General features: G+C 29.1%; 30 protein-coding genes. All 30 read right to left on the bottom strand.

All coding sequences use genetic code 11. The annotated features are described in order from the left end of the window. Positions 1-23: 23 nt before the first annotated feature. The 30 genes from MTX53_RS13075 to MTX53_RS06865 all read right to left on the bottom strand — a co-directional run bounded on the left by MTX53_RS13075 (position 24) and on the right by MTX53_RS06865 (position 18160). Complete coding sequence (locus tag MTX53_RS13075; protein WP_280527239.1) at positions 24-368, bottom strand: Gp15 family bacteriophage protein; 345 nt, start codon at positions 366-368, stop codon at positions 24-26. Next, entirely contained in the window at positions 361-699 is a 339-nt protein-coding gene (locus tag MTX53_RS13080) for a Gp15 family bacteriophage protein (RefSeq protein ID WP_280527240.1), read from the bottom strand. The genes MTX53_RS13075 and MTX53_RS13080 overlap by 8 nt, the downstream gene beginning before the upstream one ends. A gap of 14 nt (positions 700-713) precedes the next feature. Then, entirely contained in the window at positions 714-1178 is a 465-nt protein-coding gene (locus MTX53_RS06730; RefSeq protein WP_244832954.1) for a hypothetical protein, read from the bottom strand. A 9-nt stretch (positions 1179-1187) separates the two neighbouring features. After that, positions 1188-1577, bottom strand: coding sequence for a minor capsid protein (locus tag MTX53_RS06735; protein WP_244832955.1), 390 nt, complete (start codon positions 1575-1577; stop codon positions 1188-1190). Further along, positions 1577-1951 (bottom strand): minor capsid protein, encoded by a 375-nt coding sequence (locus tag MTX53_RS06740; protein WP_244832956.1) that lies wholly within the window; start codon positions 1949-1951, stop codon positions 1577-1579. The genes MTX53_RS06735 and MTX53_RS06740 overlap by 1 nt, the downstream gene beginning before the upstream one ends. Further along, a complete protein-coding gene (locus MTX53_RS06745) occupies positions 1948-2262 on the bottom strand; it encodes a hypothetical protein (protein WP_244832957.1) in 315 nt (104 codons plus the stop codon). Before MTX53_RS06745 ends, MTX53_RS06740 begins: the two co-directional genes overlap by 4 nt. Position 2263: 1 nt before the next feature. Next, positions 2264-2617, bottom strand: coding sequence for a hypothetical protein (locus MTX53_RS06750; protein ID WP_244832958.1), 354 nt, complete (start codon positions 2615-2617; stop codon positions 2264-2266). An 8-nt stretch (positions 2618-2625) separates the two neighbouring features. Continuing rightward, positions 2626-2919 carry a hypothetical protein gene (locus MTX53_RS06755; RefSeq protein ID WP_244832959.1) on the bottom strand — a complete coding sequence of 98 codons (294 nt, stop codon included), beginning with the start codon at positions 2917-2919 and terminating at the stop codon, positions 2626-2628. Further along, positions 2912-3133, bottom strand: coding sequence for a hypothetical protein (locus MTX53_RS06760; protein ID WP_244832960.1), 222 nt, complete (start codon positions 3131-3133; stop codon positions 2912-2914). The genes MTX53_RS06755 and MTX53_RS06760 overlap by 8 nt, the downstream gene beginning before the upstream one ends. Positions 3134-3146: 13 nt before the next feature. After that, entirely contained in the window at positions 3147-4112 is a 966-nt protein-coding gene (locus tag MTX53_RS06765; protein WP_244832961.1) for a major capsid protein, read from the bottom strand. Positions 4113-4134: 22 nt separating this feature from the next. Further along, complete coding sequence (locus MTX53_RS06770; protein WP_244832962.1) at positions 4135-4743, bottom strand: phage scaffolding protein; 609 nt, start codon at positions 4741-4743, stop codon at positions 4135-4137. Between the two features lie 169 nt (positions 4744-4912). After that, on the bottom strand, positions 4913-5107 hold the full coding sequence (locus MTX53_RS06775) for a hypothetical protein (RefSeq protein ID WP_244832963.1): 195 nt from the start codon (positions 5105-5107) through the stop codon (positions 4913-4915). A 4-nt stretch (positions 5108-5111) separates the two neighbouring features. Then, positions 5112-6815, bottom strand: a complete 1704-nt coding sequence (locus MTX53_RS06780) for a phage minor capsid protein (protein ID WP_244832964.1) — start codon at positions 6813-6815, stop codon at positions 5112-5114. Then, a complete protein-coding gene (locus tag MTX53_RS06785) occupies positions 6796-8295 on the bottom strand; it encodes a capsid protein (RefSeq protein WP_244832965.1) in 1500 nt (499 codons plus the stop codon). Before MTX53_RS06785 ends, MTX53_RS06780 begins: the two co-directional genes overlap by 20 nt. An 87-nt stretch (positions 8296-8382) precedes the next feature. After that, positions 8383-9738, bottom strand: coding sequence for a terminase (locus MTX53_RS06790; protein WP_244832966.1), 1356 nt, complete (start codon positions 9736-9738; stop codon positions 8383-8385). Continuing rightward, positions 9731-10498, bottom strand: a complete 768-nt coding sequence (gene terS, locus MTX53_RS06795) for a phage terminase small subunit (RefSeq protein ID WP_244832967.1) — start codon at positions 10496-10498, stop codon at positions 9731-9733. Before terS ends, MTX53_RS06790 begins: the two co-directional genes overlap by 8 nt. Before the next feature lie 31 nt (positions 10499-10529). Further along, a complete protein-coding gene (locus MTX53_RS06800) occupies positions 10530-11141 on the bottom strand; it encodes a recombinase family protein (RefSeq protein WP_244832968.1) in 612 nt (203 codons plus the stop codon). A 486-nt stretch (positions 11142-11627) separates the two neighbouring features. Further along, a complete protein-coding gene (locus MTX53_RS06805) occupies positions 11628-12281 on the bottom strand; it encodes a tyrosine-type recombinase/integrase (protein WP_244832969.1) in 654 nt (217 codons plus the stop codon). Continuing rightward, positions 12278-12502 (bottom strand): hypothetical protein, encoded by a 225-nt coding sequence (locus tag MTX53_RS06810; RefSeq protein WP_244832970.1) that lies wholly within the window; start codon positions 12500-12502, stop codon positions 12278-12280. The genes MTX53_RS06805 and MTX53_RS06810 overlap by 4 nt, the downstream gene beginning before the upstream one ends. A gap of 216 nt (positions 12503-12718) precedes the next feature. Then, the gene (locus MTX53_RS06815; protein WP_244832971.1) at positions 12719-13099 is read right to left on the bottom strand and encodes a nitroreductase; all 381 of its coding nucleotides are present in this window, start codon (positions 13097-13099) and stop codon (positions 12719-12721) included. Between the two features lie 209 nt (positions 13100-13308). Further along, positions 13309-14139 (bottom strand): HEPN domain-containing protein, encoded by an 831-nt coding sequence (locus tag MTX53_RS06820; protein ID WP_244832972.1) that lies wholly within the window; start codon positions 14137-14139, stop codon positions 13309-13311. Between the two features lie 125 nt (positions 14140-14264). Further along, on the bottom strand, positions 14265-14402 hold the full coding sequence (locus tag MTX53_RS06825; RefSeq protein ID WP_244832973.1) for a hypothetical protein: 138 nt from the start codon (positions 14400-14402) through the stop codon (positions 14265-14267). 31 nt (positions 14403-14433) lie between these two features. After that, positions 14434-14634 (bottom strand): hypothetical protein, encoded by a 201-nt coding sequence (locus MTX53_RS06830; RefSeq protein WP_244832974.1) that lies wholly within the window; start codon positions 14632-14634, stop codon positions 14434-14436. A gap of 32 nt (positions 14635-14666) precedes the next feature. After that, entirely contained in the window at positions 14667-14864 is a 198-nt protein-coding gene (locus MTX53_RS06835) for a hypothetical protein (protein WP_244832975.1), read from the bottom strand. After that, entirely contained in the window at positions 14864-15415 is a 552-nt protein-coding gene (locus MTX53_RS06840) for a hypothetical protein (RefSeq protein WP_244832976.1), read from the bottom strand. The genes MTX53_RS06835 and MTX53_RS06840 overlap by 1 nt, the downstream gene beginning before the upstream one ends. 22 nt (positions 15416-15437) lie before the next feature. Further along, positions 15438-15683 carry a hypothetical protein gene (locus MTX53_RS06845; protein WP_244832977.1) on the bottom strand — a complete coding sequence of 82 codons (246 nt, stop codon included), beginning with the start codon at positions 15681-15683 and terminating at the stop codon, positions 15438-15440. Between the two features lie 2 nt (positions 15684-15685). After that, entirely contained in the window at positions 15686-15823 is a 138-nt protein-coding gene (locus tag MTX53_RS06850) for a hypothetical protein (protein WP_244832978.1), read from the bottom strand. Positions 15824-15904: 81 nt separating this feature from the next. After that, positions 15905-16102 (bottom strand): hypothetical protein, encoded by a 198-nt coding sequence (locus MTX53_RS06855; RefSeq protein WP_244832979.1) that lies wholly within the window; start codon positions 16100-16102, stop codon positions 15905-15907. 11 nt (positions 16103-16113) lie between these two features. Further along, a complete protein-coding gene (dnaB, locus tag MTX53_RS06860; RefSeq protein WP_244832980.1) occupies positions 16114-17424 on the bottom strand; it encodes a replicative DNA helicase in 1311 nt (436 codons plus the stop codon). A 1-nt stretch (position 17425) separates the two neighbouring features. After that, complete coding sequence (locus MTX53_RS06865) at positions 17426-18160, bottom strand: helix-turn-helix domain-containing protein (protein WP_244832981.1); 735 nt, start codon at positions 18158-18160, stop codon at positions 17426-17428. Between the last annotated feature and the right edge of the window lie 6 nt (positions 18161-18166).

Here is an 18166-nt window from a genome sequence, read left to right on the forward strand (position 1 = left end):
CCTCCCTAAAAAATAAGAGATACCTAGTTTTGGGTACCTCCAAACATTTCTTTTATTATATTTTGTACTTCTTTTACCTTCTCTGACTTTTGTTCATTTGTCATATACTTAATTGGATTATTTTTGTTTCTCCAATCATTTCTTATTTTATGTTGTTCCTTAGTAAAATTCTTAATTACATCCTTATCTTCTTCACTTCTAATAGCAACAATATTTCCAAGTGGAGTTTTTGGCAATATTCCATTCAGTAAAGAACAAAATTCTTGCCAAGTCATATTATCTATCTGTGACAAGCGTATATTGTATTGTGCTGCAAAAGATGATTCTATAAGACTCCAATCCTCATATAAGTCATACCATTTATTCAATACTACTGGGATTTTTCTTTGATATTTTTTCCATATCTTCTAAATCCATATTAGCAATAGCTGCCATTATCGCATTTAAAATAATTATATATACTGGCATTGCATATTCTTGTGATTTAATATACTCACGTGCTTCTTCATTTAACGCAACTGTAAAAATCTTTTGTATCCTTTCTTCATCACTTAACTCTTTGTCTTCACTATACGCTTTTATTGCTATTGCTGCTGCAAAAGAATTGTTTATTTTAAATTCAGTATTTTCATTAAGTTTAATCTTAGGTTTTTGATTTGCATTTGCAATTCTATCAACTATATCATATGCTCTTCCCATTTTTCATTTCCCCCTTATGCTTCAGTTACTGGTACTGGTGTATAAACTGGTTTTCCATCACCTTGTAAATCAAATTCAAGTGGTGCAACATCTGTACTATCTCCGCCACCATTATTTGTTACACTTACTACGCAGTCAAAAGCTAACTTTGAACCATCAGGAAAATTAATTTCAGCCTTAGTAGAACAATCTAGCCCATCAGCAAATGTTGTTCCTGCTATATAATCATTTCCTTCATCTCCTACGTTTCTTTTTCCTTTTAAACTTATAGAAAAAGCTTTACCTGTCATTAATGAACGTTGCCATCCACTTGTAGTCATTGGTGTCCAGTTTTGTACTGTCCCATCAATACTCATACTAAATGTCTCCATGTCAGCTATAGTTTTCATTTCTTCTTCTGTGCTCTGTTTACCTTTTATTCCAATCTTAAATTCTATATTATAAACTGGATAAACTCCACTTGATACTGTTCCTGCCATAATTATTACCTACCTTTCAAAATAAATTATTGTTTCAATTACAAATTCGAATATTCCATTATCATCAGTTCCTAATTCAATAGGCTCTGATGACTTCATATCGAATTTAATTATTTTATGTCCACCGATTATTTTATTTTTATTACAAACTAGACAGTCATAAACCTCTTGTGCTTTCTTTTCTGCACTTGTAACATTCTTAGACCAATGTACAAGTATTGATATTCCCTTAGTTGAATATGACGTATTATTTAATCCTCCTAAGGCTATATTAAGCTTAACTCCTTGAATACCATAAATTCCTATGCATTGTTCTTTAGTTGCATCAATTTTTCCCGTATACCATTGAGGGCAATCTATTACAGTTTTTAAATAGTTTTTTACTTCACTTAATAGCATTAATATATTACCCCCTTACTTAACTGTTTAAAAAACTTACCATAGGTATCTATAATCCATTGCTTTTTAGGACCATCAATATATGTTTCCATCCACTTGCCTTGCGCATTTACGTTTTTATCATGTCTAAAATTAAATTCTGGATGCCAATATAAACGCCTAGCATATGGAGTATCAAATATTATTTTGCCAATCATATTTTTTATATCTGTAAATCCACTTTCTTCTAATGTTCCTGTATCTTTGGGAACTACTGCACTTGTTACAATATCAGTTAATACTGCTTCAACTGTCATTTCAAAAGCTTGTTTGCTCGCATTTTCTAATATTCCAATCTTATCTGAATATAATTTAATATCAACTTTAACATTCATGATAAATTCAACTCTGTACTAAATACAGAACCATCTGGATTTAGTGGCCTTTCAATAGAAAATATTTTCTTGTTAACTCCATCTTTTTTTATATATCCTTCTTTAATTGGTATATCTCCTTCTATAACAACTTTGCCACATAATGTTACAAGTTGTCTCTCTGCTGTCATTACTTGCCTTGTTTTGTCTGTATAGATGCATTTACCATCAAATACTCTTGTCTCTTCTTCTCCATCCTCACCTAATTCAGTTTTAAATACTGTTATAGATGTATTGGCTAAAAATCTTGGAAAAGGTAATTTCATTCCCATGTTATAACCCCCTACAAGTTAACCCTGTATCATTTAGATAATTTAATACCTCTTGTGAAGTAGTAACTCCATTAACTTTATTAGCTTTAAAACTTATGCTCGTACTTCCTGCACTAAATCCACTTAAAGGCATATCAATATAACTTCCATACCTCTCTACAAAATCAGCATGTACACATATAGCCTTTTTAACTTTATCCTTTTGAAATTCAGTAAGGTTATTAAATCCTATACCAACTATTCTGTTATAAGTGAGTGAATTAATTTGATCTGTTGCTTTTTCTAATTTACTATTTAACTTATCAGTTATTTCTCCTGAAAAACTGTTGTAATATTCTTCATCTACATAAGTCACAAAACCACCTACTTGTCATCTTCTTTATTCTCTGACTCAGTTGCTTTTATCTTTTCAATTATTCCTGCTTGACTAGATGCTTTACCAATATCTATATTATTTTTTTCAGCATATGAGATTAATTCTTCAACACTCATATCATCAAGAGTTTTATCTTTAATTTCTTCTTCAATTACTTGATAATTATGATTTTTAAACCATTCCTTAAGTTCTGGCTTATCTGTCGTACCTATTCCATTACAAAATGATACACTAGCACTTACACCAGTATAATTTTTATTAGGTGCTAATATCTTAGCCATTTGCTTCACCTTCACTTTCTATTACTAGTTTATTTACTGTTTCTAGTTTATCCTGTGATATAGTTCCAACTCTTATTGAATCTTTCTGCATTTCATAGCCAGTACGGCTTTTATCTAATTCATCAGGAGTAGGAGTGCCATGTTTGACACCCACATAATGACCATTAATGTATTTTTCTCCTGTTGAAACCTCTGTATAATCTTTATATTTCATAAGCTCACCTCAATTATTTTATTTTCAAGTTTCTAAATACTGCTGCTGCTTTTGATTTTTTAAGTGCTAATGCTGCAACCATTTCAACTTCACCTGTCTTAACTGCACCTGCTTTTGTATAATCAGGTAGCCATGTTTGTATTGGAGAAACTCCTGCCATAGAAACTCCATGTAACCCATCAAGTCCTAGTCTTGCAGCATAAATAGAAGTTGTTCCTGCTGTTCCATCAGTTTCAATTACATCATTGTTTAAACCACTCTTTGCTCCTAAATCAATTATTGGAATGTTTCCATACATTTCAACTTGCTGTCCCCAATTATCCTTTGTAACTTGGTACATTGATGCTCTTCTAGCACATGCTCTTATCTTGGCTGCCATTTTAGCATTAACCCCTACAAAATCAGGAGTACCATCTAATCCTGTTAAGAACTCATCAAACATATCTAAAAAAAGCATATAATTTTCTGTTATCTTAGCTGCTGTAGATAAGTCAATTACTGTTTTATCTGTGCCATTATTATATTCAGTACTTGAACCTGTTAATGCTTTATCAAGTCCATCAAATGCCTTTGCATCTGTAGCACTATCACCATTTATACAAGTATCATTAAATAATGCTTGTGCTGCTTTTATTTTCTGCTGTGACTGTAAAGTTACTTCATCAACTATACCACCCATATTTGCTATAACTCTATCAATCTGATAAGAGCCACCAAATACTTTAAGATCAACTGTATGTCTTTCTTTATTTACTTCTTGAGGTGTATATTCTTCATTTACAGATCTAAATTGAGCAGTTGGTTGTGTAGTTAATCTAGTATAACCATAAGTTAATGTTGCTCCACCACCTGTTGGTGATACTGCATCATCAAAAGTTAATCTGTCTAATAAAAAGTTATTCTTTCTGAATTCATCAATAACTCCTGCTGTAATATCGTCTTGTACGTTTTTCTGTGCCTCTGCTAATGTTATTGCCATAAAATATCATCTCCTATAAATATTATTGTTTGCTTAATTGTCCTTGCAATTTTGTCGCTATAGCATCATGCATACTCATTCTTTGATCAGGTGGTGTTGGATTTGGATTAGGATTCCCAAAATGAAAACCAGGGTTTGGCTTAGAATCATCCACTGGAGACTTATCCTCTTTAAATAAGAAAGCCTTATCCTTTTTTAATCCCTTAACCTGTTCATCTAATCCAGTGACCTTTCCATCTTCACCAAGAATCAACTTTGTTTTATCTATAAGTCCTGCAACTAAATTAGCATCTTGAGCTGTATCAGCAACGGCTAATTTAATGGCATTACTTATTTTCAAATCTTTAAGTTGTTCATCAAATGCTTTCGCATCATCTTTCTGTTTTTGAATAGCATTATCTAACTGAGTTTTTAGTTCTTCATTATCTCCTGCATTGTCCTTTGCTATTTGAAGATCTTTAGTAAGTGTTTTTATTTGTCCCTCTGCTGTCTTCTTAGCTTCATTAACTTCATCAAAACGTGTCTTTGGTATATACGTCTCTAACTCCTTTCCTGATGCATCAGCTATCTTTTTCGCATCTTCATCACTTAATCCTGTAATACTTAAAGCCTTTACTTGTTCTAAATTCATTTTCAATTCCTCCATTCATTTTTTACCTTGTATGCCAAGTTCAGAATTAAACCTTTTAATGCCATGCTCAGGGCATAATAAAAAGCCTTAGATTTCTCTAAGACTTTTTTTGCACATTCATAATTTTAAGTATAAAAATAGCACTTACCTTATTTGGGGCAAGTGCTTATTAATTATTATATATTTCATCATAAAGTTTCTGTAAAATCAATCCATCTTTATTCAGATATTCTTGGTCTTTTGTTAAACCTCTACAAACTATTTCATCATCTATTTCTTCTAGTAATTCATCAATAGAATTATAATTGCTTGCATTAATACCATATTTCAACAATTTTTCCTTTTGTTCTTCCGATATGTTCATTGCATTATTTACCTCCTCTTGGATTTGTTTGAATTAAAGTTCCTGTTTCTGGATTAATAGAAACAACGTTATTTTCACCAACATATTTAATACTTATTCCATTATCCTCTGTTCTTAATTCTTTTATTCTTATAGGATTTTTTAAAGTTTCTATAATATCAAGTATTTCAACACCACATCTTTTTTGCTCAACTGATCCAATTATTCTTTCAATAAAATGAATTGAATGGGCTTTAATTTCTATTCCACCACTTGTTTTTATACCTATTAATTTTTCTTTTATCAGTTTGTCTGTGTACTTATATAATTTATAATCGGCTAAAGATGTTAAGCTGCCATTGGTAATTCCTCTATAATAACCTTTCATCAGTCTAAATTCTTTATTGTTATTATACTTCAATTCTTGAAACTCTTGCAATGTATCTGGTAAATCTTTTCCCAAAACTTCTCTAAATTTATTATACATTTTTAAATCAGAATTATGATTAATTTCTTGAATACTTCTAACATCAATTTTTTCTCTTTCCTGATTTCTTCTTAATTCTTTGTGTGTATTAAGATGTGATCTTAATTTATCTTCTAGAACTTTTAATTTTCTTTGTTCATCTGCTCTGCTTTTTTCATCACAAGTGCCCTCAATAATTCGCTTTTGTATTCTTATTTGTCTTTCATATCTTCTTTGTATCTGCTCTGCATTATATGTTTCAATAGCTTTTTTACCATCAGGTATATTAGGAATAGTTGTAACTTTTTCAAAATAGGTATTTAATGAATGACGACAATTGGGGTGCAACAAACCCTTTTTAATGGCTTCACTCAATAAATGATATTTATCTTTATATTTTGCAATGTATTCTTTACTTGGATGTGAAAAAACATCATCTATTAATATCTTACCCTGCCATGGTTCACATAATGGGCATGTATTAGCATGAGCACTACATACTACAAGGTGTATATTCCATTCATCACGTTTACTCCCCTCTCCAAGTAACATAGTTCTATGATTTGCAGTTCTTAAACACATCTCTGAATAATTTACAATATTAACTCTCTTACCATCTTTATAACTAATACTATTAATTCCTTGCTTTAAGAAGTCTTTAGTTGCCATATCAATAGCTTGATTTAATGTCTTAGCACCTGCTTGCATATACATTTGACTTTTAAATATTGTCTGCCTGTATACATCATCCATTCTACGTAAAACTGAATACTGAGCTTTCTTTAAATCTTCTGTAACTACTTTCTGTAAAGTATTAATTTTCTTTTCATTGATACCAAAAAACGAATTATCTTCTGGCACAGGATTATGCATTACTTTTGCAATAGTAGCTTTTAATTCATCTATTTTATTTTTAGGTTTTATATCCTCTGGAAAATAAATAGAAGCTTTGTCTCCAATATGAAAGAACCTTTTTACTTTTCCTAAAAATCTATTAAACCTATTTAAACCACTTACTTTACTTGCCTTAAGCTGCTCATTAATACAATTTTGAATAGGCTTACTATAACTCTCAACTATCTTCTTATTTCTTTTTCTATATTCTTCTATACTACGTAATTTAGATCTTTGCCATTGTTCCCATTGGAATTTTTCTTTTTGTTCTTCCCTTTTGTGAAAATAAAAAGTTCTATGCATAGATGATATAAGGTCAAGTTCCATCTGCTCAAATATTTTTCTGATATCATAACTCTTCTTCGGCATTTTCATCACCTGAATTATCTAACTGATCATAGTCATCTATAACTTTTGGTTCATCAGCTTCAAGCATTCCATTCTGTTCTTTAATTCTTTGTATTTCATCTGCTTTTTGCTCATCAGTCCATGTATCTCCATACATTTCATTTATACACTGTTCAATTGACATAACACCATAACTCTTAGCTTGTCCTACTGTCTCAACAATATTATCAAATGAAGGAGACGCATATTCTCCAAACTCAATAGATGCTTCATAATCTCCTGCAGTCTTCTTAGTAGTTAAATCATTAACCTTTAATGATATTGCAACAAGTAAAGGAATAACATCTGTAAGTTTATCAACTATCTTCCCTCTTGTATAAAGAGTTGTCTTTTCTTTTTCTCTTTGGCTTTCAGCATTATCAGTTTTCTTAAGATCTATTCCTAATGTGGAAGGTGATATAATACCCTGTAAACACACATCAAGAGCACTAGCATAACTTTGAGTAAATGCATCATAGTTAATATCTGCCTGCTGTAAGCTTATCTCATTCTTTGCATTTTCATTCATATCATTTCCTGTAGCAATGAATCTATTGTCAAAGCTGTTTGGCTTAAGTATTTCTCCTGTTTCAGGATTACGTGGAAGAAGTGATTCTGGTATATATTTATTAACTCTCCCATCTCTTATAGCATCTATCCACTGACTTAATACTTCGTCTAATGCATCAAATGAATCTGACTTACTATCAAATATACTTTTACCCCTATCTTTAAACTTTGCTGATCTAAAGAATTTAATAGGCACAGCCATAATAAAATCACCATTAAAAGTTAAATTTTGAAGTTCTGCAACATCAGCTACTAAATTCATAGGCACTTTCTTACCATTTTCATCAAGTAAACTGTAATTTATATACCCTTTTCCATATGTTTCTTCAAGCTTGTATGTCTTATTATTTTCTAGGTATTCAGTATAAAATATTATCTCTTGAAGTCTGCCACGTTTATAATTATAAGATACTCTGTCACCACTAAAGAACTCAATTATTGGATAAGCTGTTATATCCGTATCCATACTTAATTTAAAAGCTCCATCACCAGTAACAAGTGTATCAACTACTGCTGTATTAAGTAAATCTGTAAAATCATTGTCCGTTGCTATTTCATCCCACATACCATTTAATACATCACTGCCTAAGTCTATATCATCAAGATCACTTACAACTATGTCAGCTAATGTATCACATATTATTGAAGGAAGCCCTGAATGTATCTTTCTTATATCTAAATTATCACTTGGTACTGCTGCCCAAAACCTTGACTTGCTTACAGCATCATTTGTTGTCTGCTTAAAGAATTGATCTAATTCGGATGAATCACCACGATACCAAGTTCTGTTCCTTAATACATTACATTCATATGTTAATGATTCTTTAATTGTTATGCTGTGATTACTTGCAGGAACAACATGTAAATATTTAATTGCTGCTTTCGTTAACACGTTCTTAATCCACCCCACTTTCTATCACTCCTATCTTATACAGTCTTTCACACCCTTTTATATCTTTCCAACTCTCATTAACCAATATCAATCTCCTTTATATGTTCCAATTATCTTTCTGTATGGAATCCATGCATAGCATGATGAATCTATAGTGTGGTTGTTCTTATCTTCTGGAATGTCTTTGTCTTCTTCCCATGAATAAGTCTCAAGCTCTTTTATATGCTCAATACAATGGTCACACACAGAATAAAAGACTCCATCAGTACTACCAAGCCATGATAATACAAATTCTATTCTATCTATAATTTCAACTTTCTTATAGCTGTTATTAAAGTTATATACATTAGGATGTAATCTCTTATATTTAATAAGTTCAGTTATTGTTGCCTGGTCAGCGCTATCTACAAATATATTTCTTGCAAGTCCCCATTTTCTTCTATTCCTATCTAAAAATTTAACAAACTTAACTGCTGTGTCAGATGGTGCTAAAGGCTGTTCTTTATTGTCTTTGTTGTTATAAACTCTTTCATCTAAATAAACCAGTTTCTTATCATCTGTTATACCTAAGAATGTCATAGCAATAGTATCATGACTCTGACTTGAGTATGATGTATCAAGTCCTGCTGTAAATTGTATAAATCTTAATTTCTTAGCCTGCTCTTTAGATATAAGGTTTTTCTTTCTATCAAAGTTAGGGAATATTAATCCTGTAGCCCTTCCTCTAAGTCCTTCTATCTTATTCTTATAAAGTTTAGTACCTTTTGGAGCACTTAACTTCTTTTTCTCTATATCTGCTTCACTTAAAGATGCATTATCATAAAAAGAAAAGAACCAGTATACCCAGTTCTTCTTTGTTTGACATCTATTTAAATCTTCCATAATTGAATCAGGAACATCTTTTTCATATTTCTTTAATGGCCTGCTACAATTAATAAATTCATCATACACTGATAGATTAGGATCATCAGGATTAAGCGTACCCATCAGATAATCGTTTCTTGTAGATATTTCTCTTACAAAGTCTATATCAGCTGTATTAATTTCATCAATCATAACACAACCGAACTGAGAACCAAGGGCCATCTTCCACTTGTCTTTATTATCATATCCTAAAACATAGATTATCTTTTCGCCTTTAGATGTCTGATATCTTATATGTGGAATCTTATTATCTTTATCACCATTTCCATTATATTTAACAAGTTCTCCAAACACATCTAACAATCCATATTCTTTTTGTATAATATTCTTTTCTGCAACTCCTGTTGTCTTACTTGCTATAATGTGCATTTTCTTATCTGATTTAGCAACATTAAGCATAAATTTTACTATACCGACTGTAGTTTTTCCTGCTGCTGTAGTACCTTCAAGAAATTCAACTGGTGCTTTACACCTTAAGAAATCTTTATATTTCTTAGACAGCTTATATTCATCATTCATTATAGCCACTCTCATTTAACTCATTTAATATTGAATCAAGTTTTTTAGTACTATTACTATTTCCTTTTTTATTATCTTCACCTGTTATCTTACTCCTTTGAGCTTTTATTAATTTAATACGTTCTTTCTGTTCTTTAGTTGCAAAGTCCCAATTTTTATGAAGTAATTCTTCATAAGTATTTATCATCTTGCTTAGTCTATCCATAGCTTTAGAATTAATATCTAAACTGTTATTTTCTTTATCCCATGCAAACTGTATCTCATATTCCTTAGAATTGTTTTTTCCCCAACTTTCTTTTTTAAGCTCTTTAGTTAAATCTTTTTTATTTTTAACTGAAGTTATCTTTTGGCTTACTAATATCTTAGCCCATAATATATCAATTGCATATCCAAGCTTATCAACCTTACTTATTTCTAAATTAGCAGTTTGTTCATATGCACTTTTCAATCCTACTGGAAACCATTTTTTAATAAACTCATTAGGAAGTCTTTTGCTTTCATCACAATACATTCCATGCTTAAGAGAATTTAAATTTCCCTTAGGAGCTCCTCCATTGTTACCTATTGCATTCTTGTTTCCAGATGGAGCACCCACATTACCTTTTAATTTTCTATTCCAATTATCTTTATTCTTCCATGCATAAACTCTACTTACTTTCTCATTTAACATATCAGCTATTTCTTTAGGCTTAAGCTTTCCTTTATTGTCTTTAAATATTTTAAATGCTTTATCTCTGTTTGGGCTTCTTGAGTTTGCCACAATTAATTACCTCCATAAAAAAGAGAAGACCTTAATTAGCCTTCTCCTCATATCTTTTAATATATTTATATAATGTTGTTCTACTTTTTAAATTCAAGAGTTTTGTAAATTGCACTGCACTTATCTTTTTGTCTTTCCATTGTTTATAAAGTTTCTCAAAACCTTCTGGAAGTGGTGCTAAAGGTCTACCTTTATATTTTCCTTTAGCTTTAGCAATTGCAATTCCTTCTGCTTGCCTAGATCTTATCTTTTTTCTTTCTTCTTCTGCTATAGCTCCAAGAACTTCAATAAGAATATTATTAATCATATCGAATACCCATTCATTACCTTTTGGCAAATCTATAAGTGTAGTTGGTATATTTAATATCTTTACTCTTATCTTATTATTTTTAAAATAATCAAGTTCTTCCTTTAATCCTTCTTTATTTCTACCAAGTCTATCAAGTTCTTTGATGATTAAAATATCACCTGCTCTTAATATAGTCTTAAGCGCCTGATAATTTTTTCTGTTAAAATCTTTACCACTTTGCTTATCTATATAAATATTTTGATATTCTAGCTCTGAACAGTAATTCTTTAACGCCTGAATCTGTCTATCTTCTTTTTGATCCATACTTGATACCCTAACATATCCAAAAATCATAAATTCAATTCCCTCCGAAACAATATTTTATGATTTTATTATAAATGTTCATTTTGAGTATGTAAAGTATTATTGAACACTTTTGTGGTTAAATTTCTATAAAATTTATTTAATTTCTTCAAATTTTTTATTATTATATCTGTTCTTTATAAAGTGCACCTAAAATGTACACTTTATTAAAACAAATTTATAAAGTCAAACCATTATGCTTAAACCCACTAAATACAATACATAAGGGCTAATTTAATTGAGTTGCTCTTAGGTTGAATTTTTAATAAAATTTTGATTGAAGTTTTTTTAATTATTATTTAAATCTATCTAAAGCCTTTAAATTCAATAGCTAAGCTATATTTCTCACTCTACTTTTAAATCCGCTATAATACCTATGATTACTGATTAATATTTTTTAATGCTTATATTAGAAAGAATTTTTTTATTAGTATCCAAATAAGTATGTTCCCCTACATTGCTTATTAATAAGCAAAATTATAATCTATCATCAGTTATCTTTGCAGCTTCTTCTCTGTCTTTCTTAGTAAATCCTAGATATAATTTTGTTGTTTCTATGTTCTTATGTCCCAAACATTCCCTTACATAATTTAAATCATGAGTTGCATCCCATAATCTCATTGCATATGTCTTTCTCATACTATGGCCCCCTATATGTTCTATTTTTAAATCTTTTCCAACATCAGCTAAAAATTCTGAATATGATTTAGATGTTATATATTTTCCTTTATTTGACTTAAAAGCATATTCCGATTTTATTTTATTTTTCACATATCTTTTTAAAAGTTTTTTTAAGTTATTCTTTATTTCTGCTTGTCTTGACTTTGGCTTCTTTAACTTTATATTCTTATTTCTAATTTTCTTTTTCTTCCAACGCTTATACTGTTTCTGCTCTTGTATTCTAAAATATCCATTTTCTAATGCTTCTTTAATTTCTCCTATCGTTAAACAAACTAAATCTTCTGTCCTATATCCTGTTGCAATTCCAAGTTGAAAAAGCATTAAATTTCTTTTTGGATATTTTTTGCTCATTTCTTCTATTCTATATTTAAACTGTAAATATTCTTCTTCTGGAATTGGTTCAGATGGCTCCTTTATTTTTCTGTCTAAATCATCATCTGTAAAATTCATTGTCTCACTTGTTTTATAACTCCGTGTTCTTTTTTCCAAGCCATATGTTTCATACATTCCCGAAGATCATCAGTTTCAATTGTGGGATTTATTTTTTTGCATCCGCAATATGGACATGATAAATATTTATTTTTAAACATATTTTTGCTTATATCTGAATTCATTAAAATAAATTCACTATGACATCCCTTACATTTATAACTTTTATATATTTTCTTCATATCCTCACCTCACAATACAATATAAATAAAAGCACATACGATAATGTATGTGCTTTGTTTAAATCTATATTCAATTTTTCACCATACCGAAATCCTAACATTATTTTCTTAATTTGTCCATAAAATTTTCCTTTACTTTTCCTCAAATCTTCCTTAGTTCTTCCCTAATTTATCCTTAAATTTTCTCTATTTTTTCTTATCTAATTTTATAAATGATTAACAATAACCTATTCCAAGTGCAAATTTATATAATGCATCTTCCTTTAATTTATAATATTTATTCTTGTCTATTTTTAATTCATCAATTATTTCAGTCATTGTCATATTATCATTAAAGTAACCTGTTTCTATTATTCTTTTACTTCTTTTATCAAGATTATCAAATACAAAACCTATTGCATTTACTAATGCTCTTTTATATTCAAGGTTTGCCACACTTTTTCCAACAGGATCAGCAGTACTTATGTTTTTATCAAGAATTATATCTGGTCGTATTGCACCACCTAATCCAGGAGTTTCAATTGATATAAGATAATATGGATAATTTTTTAAATCATTTTCTACTGCAAACTTAATTTTTTTATTATTAATTCTCATTTTGTCACCTATCCTTTTTACATTATGGTATAATTTAGATAGGCGTATTAGAGAACTGGTGTTCAAGTGCAATTCTCTAATATATTTTATGGTGTTCTTTATGAGCACCTTTTTTTATTCATAAAGTCTTAGCATTGTGAAATAAAAAAACACCGTATATCTCATTGTAGATAATACGGTATTTATAATATTAATCTTATTAAACAAATTTACTTAATAAACTGTGGGCAATTAAAAATCATGTCATCAATTTTTTTAAATACAACTTTTTCATCAATTTTATATATTTTCATCATAATTTTAGAAAACAACTCTTTTAGATCATAATATTTAACATATAATTCATCACTTGATAGTTTTTTAACTACTTCTTTTACTTCTCCATGAACAACTTTACTTCTTAAGTTATACATCCACTTAACTAAATCACGTATATTTTTTCTTTCTTCTGCTTTATTAGCTGCTATAATGCTTGAATATAAAGATACCCTATAAGTAAGTTCACCTTGTCCTTCAACTAATAATGCTTCTAAACCTGTTATAATATTTAATATACTAATTTCAATTGACATACTTGTACAAGCATTAACATATTGATTGTAAGCATATGACCACCTTGTTGGATGATAGTTATTTTCTTTTTTCTTTTTTCTTTGTTCCTTATTATATTCAATAATCAGATTAAATGTATCTTTTAAATCACTAATATTTTCTTCATTGATATTTATTTTTCTTTTATCTATTTGATATTCATTATTTTTTGATGAATAATAATTGATCATTGTACAAGATAAATCCTTTATAAAAGAATATGTTACATCATCACTTTCATCTGCATAGGCTTGAATATGAACCTTTGGCATACTAAATTCTAATGCCCTATAAAATAATACTATGTTATTCTCATATAAATTTTTTGAATCATCAATCTGTACCATTGTTTCTTTAGCATTTTCATAACTCTGTCTCAATACTATATAATTATTTAGTTTATATTGTTCTTTATCAAGTTCGATATTCTTTATATAAAACTTTCCCAATTCATTCTCCCCCCTTAATATCTAATCTATAATTAATATATACTTTATTAGTATATTATACCATATTTTAAATACCATTTTATTCAATTTTCAAAGATCATAACTTTCTATCTAATTCATCAAATCTACATATTGCTTTTTATTCTTTTAACTGCTCCTATACAAGCGGAACTAATATCCGCTATTTCTCCTGTAGTTAAAATTTCTTTAGTTGCTTGTAGAAAATTAATTATATTCTCTACTTGTTTAACATTTTTATCCATGCTTTAAACCTCCAATTTTTCTTAGCTTGGCTTAATATTTAAAAATAAATATTATAAAAAATATTAAAGCTATAATATTTAATATTTCTGCTTTGTAAAAAGCCTTAAAATTTATATCTTTTACATTAACTCCACGTTTTTTTGCTCTTATATATGATTTAAATAATCTTTTTGACGGATTAATAATATCTATTAAACATGAAATTATTAAAATTATAGCTATTAACTTCACTCTCTACACCCTTTCTTATATATTGCTCTACCTCACTTTAAAATTTTAATTTTATAATTTTTTATATAATCATCTGCAATTACAAAGTTATTACATTTTTCTTTTTTGTTTAGATTTTTATTCTTTAAATCGTAGTTAAAACATTCTTCACAATTGAAACATGCTAAGTCGCTGTCTTTTCTGCTATATGAACAATCAACATTGTTAGCACATATACAATTACATATCATTACTGCTTCACATCTATTCTTTCTTTAATTGCATAAAATTCACTTATTTTTATTTCTTCTAAGCCTTTAGGAACATCTTTATCTCCTAGATGCTCACTAGATATTTTTATATACATCACATTATTTTCATCAATAAGTTTTGCTAAGCTATATCCACCAAATCCTAAACTTTTAAAATAATCATTTGCATATGGTTCAAGTATATTTATTACAAATTGTTTTTCTATAGCATAGTTCTGAAATGACCTGCTTAATTTCCCATTTGCTCTAAACATACATAATCCACAATCTGAAGGTCTTAACAATTCTTTTTTAAAAGTCTTTTTGTCGCATTCATTAGGAATAATTCCTATTCTTATATCTTTTTTCTCATATTCATTAAATGCCTTATTACAAAATCCATCACCAGTAACATAATATTTTGTTGTTTTTATCTCGTGATTTTTAAAAAAATCACATACACATTTCTTCTGAAACTCAACTCTTTCTATATATTTTTGATAATCTTTATATAACTGAGAATCTTTACCCAGTTTAAATGCTTTTTCCATATTTCTACGCCCTTTCTGACTATTATTTAGTATTCTCACTTATAAACCATCTTCCAAACATTTCACTTGGAATAATATAAGCACATGGCTGCCATCCACAAATTATGGGATTATAAAATTTTAATTTTCTTTTTTTATTTTTAATTTCATTTCTGTAACTATCTTTACTTATTTCACTTGTTATCACAACAGATTCACTTTTAAGACTTTTTTCCCACGCTTCAATAAATGAATAATATTTTTGTTTATTTATTTTACTAACAGCCATTTCTACTCCTCATTTTTCTTTTTATCTATATATCCTATTTTTATTAATTCCTTTTCAAGAGCTTCTCTAAGATTTAAACCATTAGCCATATCATCTTGAACATTAGGAATTACTATATCTAAAATCTTATTTATAATCATTTTAATTACCTCATTTTGTAGGAGGATTTCTCCTCCTACTTTATAAAAATTGTAACCTTAACTTAGCTTGTAATCCCTTTGTTAGTCACAATATTTAACAATTTCTAAATTCTTAATTGGAACATATCCTCTTAAGCCACTTAACTGTGCAACTATTTTTTTATTAAATAAAAAAGGTGCTCTTTTAACTTTAAATTTTTTATCTTTGTATGTTATTGCATTTGGACACCCTTTAAGAATTACTGTATCTCCAACTTTAGGTAATCTTCTATTTGACATATTAACCACTCCTATCGTATTACATCTAATGATCCAAACCTCTGATATTTTCCTATCCATACTAATTTTGTTGTAGCAGTTATTCCGTTTCTGTCTTTAGCTGTAATTATTTCTGCTATATTTTTATCTTCAGTATCAGGATTGTAATACTCATCTCTATATATAAAATTTATAATATCTGCATCCTGTTCTATTGAACCTGATTCTCTTAGATCTGAAAGTTTAGGTCTATGATCAGGTCTTTGCTCTGGTGCTCTTGAAAGTTGAGCTAATGCAATTACTGTAATATCTAATTCCTTAGCTAATGCTTTAAGTTCCTGAGATATATACGATACTTCCTGTTCCCTTGATTGAGTTTTCTTTGAAACTCTTATAAGCTGAAGGTAATCTATTATTACAACATCTAATCCTTTTTGTATCTTTACTTTTCTGCATCTTGCTTTAATATCACTAAGCATTCTTGATTCATCATCAATAAATAACTTCCTTTGTTCTAAACTTCCTGCTTCCTGCATTATTTTATTCCACTCGTTATCATTCAAGTTTCCATTTTTTACATTGTCATAATTAATAAAACATCTTGCAGCTAAAAGTCTATCCATAAGCTGTGCTCTTGACATCTCTATTGAAAATATTGCCACACTTCCATATTGTGATGCAGCTTGTCCTATATTCAGAGCAAAGGCTGTCTTCCCCATTGATGGTCTTGCTGCAATTATCATAAAATCTGTTCTTCTAAGTCCAGATGAAAGTTTATCTAACTCTTTAAATCCTGATGATATTCCTCTTAGTTTTCCTTTATTTTGATATCTTTCTTCAAGATCTTTAAGAGACTCTTCCATTGCTTCTTGCATACCTATTATTTCTCCTCCCTGCTTACTAGATTGAGCATAAAGCAGTTCATCAGATATATTCTCAACAAGCATATTTATATCTTCGTCATAAGCCTGCAAACTAAGTTCTCTACCTGCCTTTATAAGTTTTCTTCGGCTTGATTTTTCTTTTATTATTTTTGCATAATCACTTACAAGTGAATATCCAATACCTGTTGCAAATAACTCTGTAACATAAGTTACTCCTCCACACTTGTCTATTAGATTATTCTTTTTTAAATATTCAAGAAAAGTTATTAAATCAATTCCTATGTTCTCATGAATAAGATATTTAATCGCTTTATATATTTCCTTATGATTACTTGCATAAAAATCAGATTCATTAAGATATCCATCAACTTCTAGGAAACTTTGAGTATTATTTAATATGCAACCTAAAAGTGTTTGCTCTGTTTCAACAGCACTTGGTAATGCTCTAATCTCTTCCATTCTAAATTCCTCCAAACTTGCTTATATCTATTTTGACTGGTTCTTTCGGCGTTTTATTTCTAGGCATTGAGAGAATTTTATTTTCCTGTTGTTTTACTGAAAATATCCCACGCCATCCATTCATAATGCTATTCTCAATCATTTCTATTTTTGATTCATCATCATTTGCTAATTTACTAAGCCTATTTAATATTTTTTTTAGTGCTAAGGTAGTTAGCGGAATTTTTAAAGATTTTCTGTGTTTTATAAACTCATATATTGCATTTTTTAATTTTTCATTTTGACTATAAGAATCTATAAGCGAATCAAATTCTGTTTTTCTTTTTCTTTTTTCTTTTTTATTATTAATACTTGTATTATTAAGGGTGAACTTTTCTTCACGGGGGGTCGTGAACTTTTCTTCACTATCCCCCCCACCCTCGGGAACTTTTATTCCCCTGCCTAAATTGGGTAAACTTAAATATCGTTTTGTTGATTTTACATCACCTTTTTGATATTTTATATTTGATTCTACATATCCCTTATTTATTAACTGACTTAACCATTTTTTTATAGATCTATCGCTTACTTTATATAATTCTGCAAAATAAGCATTACTAGCCCAACAAATACCATTTTTATTACACAATGCTGTTATTTCACCATAAAGCAATTTGGCATTAGCAGTTAATTCTTTATCATATCTTACATATGCTGGTATAATAGCGTAATAAGATATATTATTCTCATTATCCATTTACAT

The organism is Clostridium sp. BJN0001, assembly GCF_022869825.1.
Taxonomy (GTDB): domain Bacteria; phylum Bacillota; class Clostridia; order Clostridiales; family Clostridiaceae; genus Clostridium.